Annotated in this window: 5 protein-coding genes; 1 reads left to right on the top strand and 4 read right to left on the bottom strand. The window is 73.6% G+C overall.

From position 1 onward, the window contains the following. The first annotated feature begins 300 nt into the window (after positions 1-300). Positions 301-1,515, top strand: coding sequence for a helix-turn-helix domain-containing protein (locus tag ACTIDRAF_RS0211515; RefSeq protein ID WP_016698893.1), 1,215 nt, complete (start codon positions 301-303; stop codon positions 1,513-1,515). Between the two features lie 401 nt (positions 1,516-1,916). Here the strand turns inward: ACTIDRAF_RS0211515 and ACTIDRAF_RS0211520 are convergent, their stop codons facing one another. The 4 genes from ACTIDRAF_RS0211520 to ACTIDRAF_RS0211535 are packed head-to-tail and all read right to left on the bottom strand — an operon-like array spanning position 1,917 to position 6,253. Then, positions 1,917-3,086, bottom strand: coding sequence for an ABC transporter permease (locus ACTIDRAF_RS0211520; protein WP_016698894.1), 1,170 nt, complete (start codon positions 3,084-3,086; stop codon positions 1,917-1,919). Then, positions 3,083-4,258, bottom strand: a complete 1,176-nt coding sequence (locus ACTIDRAF_RS0211525; RefSeq protein WP_039786877.1) for an ABC transporter permease — start codon at positions 4,256-4,258, stop codon at positions 3,083-3,085. The genes ACTIDRAF_RS0211520 and ACTIDRAF_RS0211525 overlap by 4 nt, the downstream gene beginning before the upstream one ends. A 7-nt stretch (positions 4,259-4,265) precedes the next feature. After that, a complete protein-coding gene (locus ACTIDRAF_RS0211530) occupies positions 4,266-5,204 on the bottom strand; it encodes an ABC transporter ATP-binding protein (RefSeq protein ID WP_016698896.1) in 939 nt (312 codons plus the stop codon). Further along, positions 5,201-6,253, bottom strand: a complete 1,053-nt coding sequence (locus ACTIDRAF_RS0211535) for a right-handed parallel beta-helix repeat-containing protein (RefSeq protein WP_016698897.1) — start codon at positions 6,251-6,253, stop codon at positions 5,201-5,203. Before ACTIDRAF_RS0211535 ends, ACTIDRAF_RS0211530 begins: the two co-directional genes overlap by 4 nt. Between the last annotated feature and the right edge of the window lie 135 nt (positions 6,254-6,388).

Consider the following 6,388-nt stretch of genomic DNA (forward strand, 5'->3'; position numbering starts at 1 on the left):
CGACTCCTTGATCAGGAGCTACGAAAAAGGTAACGGGGCGGGCCGACCGCTGGCCCCGCCGGCGCGTGCCGGCCCTGCTCCGGCGGCCGGTCACGGCCAGGCGGCGGCCGGGCCTTGCGAGCCCCTGTCCACAGCGGAGCGGGCGCCGTCCGTTCACACGCTGGCACCCCCGCCACCGCTACACTGAGCAACGGAACCACTTCCCCGCGCGATCACCCCAGGGCGAGGCACGTGCCGCCCGGAAGCCAGGGACAGGCAGGTCGAGGTGTCGGGGCGGTCCCGCCGCCGAGGAGGGCCATCATGGACAGCACGGAACACCTGGGGCGGCGGATTCGCGCGCTGCGCCACGCCCGGGGGATGTCGCAGCAGGTCCTCGCCGACCTGTCCGGTTTCACCAAGTCCTCCATCTCCCACATCGAGACCGGCACGCGTCCGGTGGAGCGCCGGTCCACGCTGGAAGCCCTCGCCGCCGCCCTGCGGGTCGCCCCGTCCGAGATCAGCGGGCCGCTCGCCTGGTCCGCACCCGACCCGGTCGCCGCCGAGGCGCGTGCGGCCACCGAGGACCTCGCCGCCGTGCTGGCCGACCACCGCGTCGGTGACGTCCCGGACCGGCCCGTCCGGCCGTGGGGTGAGGTGGCGGCCGACGTGCGCCGGCTGAACTCCGACCTGCGGCCCCGCGCCGACTACGCGGCCCAGGGGTACCTGCTTCCCCGGCTCGTCGAGGAACTTCTCGTGACAGCCGGCCGTGCCTCCTCGCCACATCGCACCGACGCCCTGGTCGCGCTGGCCGCCTGCTACCACGCGGCGGCGGTCATCGCGAAGAACACCGGCGTCCGCCCCCTGGCGTGGGTGGCGGCCGACCGGCTCATGGGCGTCGCCGAGCGCCTGGGCCGGCCCGAGCACACCGCCCACGCCCTGTGGGTCCGCACGCACATGATCGGCGGGGTGGGGCGGGAACGTCAGATCCGGCAGGCGTGCCGCTGGCTGGACCTGCTCGCGGACGAGATGTCCGACCACCGGGTGGCGCAGGCGGCGGGGCAGCTGCACCTGACGGCGGCGTTCGCGCACGCGACCCTGGCCGACACCCGGGGCGCCACCGACCACCTCCACGAGGCGGAGGTGTTGGCGAACCGGCTCTCCTCCGACGCCGGGCGATTCGGCTACCTGTGGTTCGGCCGCACCAACGTCGCGTTCTGGCGGGTCTCGATCGCGGCGGAACTCGGGGACCACTCCCTGGTGGAACGGCTCGCCGAGGGTGTCGACCCGGGTACGCTGCCCGACCGGGGCCGACAGGCGCAGTTCTACTCCGACTACGGCCGTTCCCTGCTCAGGGCCGGCCGGACCCGGGAGCAGGGGGTCCGGGTGCTTCGCCGCGCCGAGGAACTCGCGCCGCAGCTGACCAGGAACAACCCCCTGGTGCGGGAGGCCGTGCGATCCGTTCTGGGCCGCCGGCTCGCCGAGCCCGCCGCACGGGAGGCGAGGGGGATGGCCCACCGGATGGGCGTCGCGGCCTGAGGGCGACGGCTCGGCGCGGACCCCTGCCCCCGTCCTCGCGATACCCGGGTCGACGGATGGCGGGCGGGACGGTCGGTCGTGGGTGGGAGCTCGCCGGACCGTGCTGGTGCCCGGGTGGCCGATGTGGCCGGCGGCGACGGCAGCACCAGCGTTCCCGGTGTTCGCGCCCCCGGCACGGCTGCGACCGGACCAACGCGCCGGTGGGTGCGATCGACCGTCGGGGGGTGCCGCCGACCTCGTTCCCCCCTCGTCCTCGCGGCCCCCTCGGAACGCCGGTCAGGACTTCTGGGGGTCGCCGGAGGCGGCGACCCCCGTGCTCACGGGTGGCGGGACGGCGTGGTGGTGGTTCCGCCGGCGCCGGTCGGGGCGGTGGGCGCGCCGCCCCGACCGGAGCGACCGGTTCAGCGCAGTGTCATGGCCCGGCGGCGGAACACCACCAGGGAGACCACCAGCAGCACCGCCGCCATCCCCAACAGCACGGCCACCTCCACCAGCACCTCGGCCGCGCCCTGACCGGGACGGGCGAGGGTCAGCAGGCCGTCCATGGCCCAGGCGTGCGGGAACAGGTAGCCGATGGTGGTGAGGGTCTCCCCCGCCACCTCCCGTGGCCACAGGCACCCGCCGAGCATGCCGAGCACGATCCCGACCGGCGGGCCGATCGCCGGAGCCTGGGACGGGGAGCGGACCAGGCTGCCGACCAGCATGGCCGCCCCGGTGGCCACCAGGCAGAAGGCGCCCACCACCACGGCGACGCCCAGCGGGTCTCCCCAGGAGACGTCGAACATCAGGGCGCTGACGACGATGATGAGCAGGGCCTGCGCCACCGCCACCGCCAGCCGGCTCAACGCCTCCCCCGCCAGCACGGTGCCCGGCCGGACGGGGGCGGCCAGTGAGCGGCGGACCATCCCCAGCCGGCGGGTCTCGACCAGCGCCGCGGCCACCGCCATCGAGTTGATGAAGGTGAACAGCACGAGGTTCGCCGGGGCGGTGTAGGCGAAGCCCTGCGGGTCGGAGCCCTGGTCACCGCCGTCCCGGGTGCGGACGGCGACCTCGGCCGAGTCCTCCCGGGCGGCCCGCACGGACGCCGCCGCCTCTTCGGGAGTGGCCCCGGCCGCCTCGGCGGCGCGGGTGGCCTCCAGGACGGCCGAGACCCGGCCCACGGCGACGTCGACCGCGCTGCGGGCGGCCATGCCGGTGCCGTTGGTCTGGGTCATCACCAGTTCCAGCTCGGTGGAGCCCGGTGTGATGAGCAGGCCCACGGCCAGGCGTCCCTCCCGCACCCCGGCCCGCACCTCCTCCTCGGAGTCCCGGCGTTCCACGTCGAGGTCCGGGCTGGCCTCCAGCTCCTCCAGCACGGCCGCCGCGATCGGGTCGTCGTTCCCGGCGACCACCCCCACCGGGAGCCGGGTCTCCCCGCCCGAACCGCCGCCGAGGGCGAGACCGACGAAGGCGATGGTCACGAAGGGCATGACGACCATGAAGAACAGGCCGGTGCGGTCCCGGGCCTGGCGTCGCAGGTTGGCCACCACCAGGGCCAGGATCGGTCGGGGCCGCCGCCGAGTCGGGCTCATCCGAGGAGTCCTTTCCGGAATCGGAGGGCGGCCAGGCCCCCGGCGACGACCGCGATCAGGCAGACCACGCCGATCGGACCGACGACGGAACCGAGGTCACCGCCGGCGGCGAGACTGGCCAGGCCGGTCGACGTCCACCCGTTGGGGGTGAACAGGGCGAGGGTCTGGAGGAACTCCGGCAGGTTGTAGAGGGGGACGAGGCTGCCGCCCAGGATTCCGGAGACGAAGGCGATGCCCAGGTTGTACCCGTCGGCCTGGGCGTCGGTCCTGGCGTTGCTGGCGACGAGCATGGTGATCGCGGTGGCGGCGAGCACGTGCGCCCCGCACAGCACCAGCACGGCCAGCGGGTCGCCCCAGCTCAACCCGAAGAACAGCACCGAGGAGGCCCAGGTGACGCAGACGCTGGTCATGGCGAGCAGGAACCCGACGATCCCCTTGCCGACGACGGGTGTCCACTGGGGGACCGGCGCGACCCGCAGCCGGCTGAGGGTGCCCAGTTGCCGGTCGGTGAGCAGGCTGCGGGTCGAGGTCGCGACCACCAGGTAGGCGAAGAGCACCGCCATGCCCGAGGCGTAGTGGACGGCGACGTCGACCTTGCCGCCGGCCATCGGGTCGGCGTCGAGGGTCAGGGTGGGCCCGGCCGCGCCGTTCTCCTCGACGAAGAGCCGCACCTCGTCGGCCGGTACGCCGGCGTCCAGGGAGGCGCGCACGGCCAGGGTCCTGGCCTCGACCAGCGCGGAGATCTGGTCCACCATGCTGTTGGCGATCACCCCTGCCAGCGGTGTGGAGTCGGAGGTGAGCACGGTGACCTCGCCGCCCTCACCCGCGCCCACGCTGTCGCTGAAGCCCGGGGGGAAGACGATCGCCGCGCCGATCTCGCCGTCGTCGACGGCCGCGCCGGCCTGCTCCTCGTCGGCGTAGTCGCGCAGCGTGAGGACGTCCTGGAGTTCCTCGGTGGCCAGCGCCTCGCGCCGCACGCTGGTGGGGAAGTCGCCGCCGTCGAGGTCGACGATGCCGATCGACGCGCGCAGCGGCGGGTCCTCACCGCCGAGCGCGAGGCCGAACAGGGAGGCCAGGGCGACCGGGGCGACCAGGGCGATCAACAGGGCCGTTCCGTCGCGGAGTCGGGAGCGGAGTTCGTGGCCGCTCACCACGAGAAGTGCTCTGAGCATGTCCCGTTCAGTCCCGGAGTGTGCTGCCGGTCAGGTGCAGGAAGGCAGCCTCGAGGTCGGGTTCGGTGATCTCGACCCCGGTGATGGTGGCCACCCCCTCGACGGCGGCGATGAAGGAGGGCAGCAGGTGCCTGCTGCCCTCGGCGAGCAGGCGGACGCTGGACGTGCCGGTGGGCACGGCCTCGGTGACCCTGTCGACGGCCCGGAGCTTCTCGGCGGCGGCGGTGATGTCCCCGTCGAGCACCAGTTCGACCCGGTCGGAGGTGCCCAGCCGGGAGACCAGTTCCCGTTTCGTGCCCTCGGCCACGAGCCGGCCCTTGTCGATGATGCCGACCCGCTTGCACACCCGTTCCACCTCCTCCATGTAGTGGGAGGTGTAGAGCAGGCTCATGCCGGCGGCGACCAGCTGGTCGACCCCCTCGAGGATGGCGTTGCGGCTCTGCGGGTCGACGCCGACGGTGGGCTCGTCGAGGACGAGGAGGGTGGGTTCGTGGAGCAGGGCGGCGCCGATGTTGATGCGCCGCTTCATGCCGCCCGAGTAGTCGCCCACCTTGTCGTCGGCGCGGTCGGTGAGGCCGACCAGGTCGAGGACCTCCGCGATGCGGTTCTGGAGGGTGCGGCGGGGCAGGCCGTAGAGGCGTCCGAAGTAGCGCAGGTTCTCCCGTCCGGTCAGTTCCGGGTAGAGGGCGATCTCCTGCGGCACGTACCCGATCCGGGCTTTGGCGGCCCTCGGGTCCTGGGTGAGGGCGTGGCCGGCGATGTGGACGCTGCCGGCGTCGGGGCGCAGCAGCCCGGAGAGCATGGAGATGGTGGTGGTCTTCCCGGCCCCGTTGGGGCCGAGCAGGCCGTAGGCCTCGCCGCGTTCGATGGTGAAGCTGATCGAGTCGACGGCGAGGTGGCGCCCGAACCGTTTGGTCAGGTCCTGGCAGACCAGGGCGTCCGTCACTGACCGGCCTCCCCCGCGCAGCCGTCGATCCCGGCCGGGTCGGTGACCGGGGCGAGGTTGCCCCGGAACAGCTGCCGGTCCAGGTCGCTGCCGACCTGGAGGTCGTGGGGTTCGTTGTCGGTGATCTCGTTGCCCAGCACCGTGTTGTCCACCGGGTCGGCGCCGCCCCACTCCTTCGAGGAGGCGAGGGTGACGGCGCCGCCCATCACGGAGAACCCGCTGGGCCGGTGCCCGCTGATCCGGTTGTGGACCAGGGCGACGCGGGTGGTGCCGATGACGGCGACGCCGACACCGGAGATCGGCGGTCCTGCCGGTGCGAGCACCTCGGGGTCCCCGCCGCCTGCGGCCAGGTTGTTGGCGTGGATGTCGTTGTCGATGACCAGGCAGTCCCGGACGCCGCCCGGGGGCTCCCCCGGGTAGGTCTGGTTGAGCAGCATGACGCCAGCGGCGTTGCCGTGTGCCCGGTTGCCGACCAGCCGGGCGTGGGAGGAGTTGTCGACGAAGAGACCGAACCCGTTGGTGTGGGTTTCGGTGTCGGTGATCAGGGAGGTGTCGCCGGAGCAGAAGCTGAGGGCGACGCCGCCGTACTGGCTGCCCGACGCCTGGCAGCGCCGGACGGTGAGGCGCTCGGACTCGCGGAGGTAGATGCCCCAGACCGCGTTGTCCTCGACGGCCACGTCCTCCACGGTGAGGTCGGTGGCGGAGTGGGCGTGGACGCCGGCCCCGGGGAATCCGGTGATGGTGATGCCGCGCAGGGTGACGCCCTCGACCGGTTCACCGGTGCCGTGGACGCTGATCCCGCTGACCGCACCCTCCGGCGCGTCGGTGAGCTGGGGGATCGACGCGGTGGGTTCGCCGCCGGGGCGCAGCACGGTCCGACCGGGTCCGGCGCCCACGAGGGTCACGCCGCCGTGCCTGATCCAGAGGTGCTCGGCGTAGGTGCCGGCCTCCAGGCGGATGGTGACGCCGGGGCCGGCGGCGTCGAGCGCTTCCTGGATGGACTGGCCCGGGGCGACGAGCACGTCCTGCGGCGCTGGCGCGAGGGACATCACGCGGCTCCTTTCCTGTGGTGGTGGGGAGACCACGGCCACGGGACCGGTGCGGTCTGGTGGCGTGACGCGCGGTCGTGGGGTGCGGGCCGCCGGATCCGGCGGCGGACGGGGGCGGGCTTGGGGGAACGTGGG

The organism is Actinoalloteichus spitiensis RMV-1378, assembly GCF_000239155.1.
Lineage (GTDB): Bacteria > Actinomycetota > Actinomycetes > Mycobacteriales > Pseudonocardiaceae > Actinoalloteichus_B > Actinoalloteichus_B spitiensis.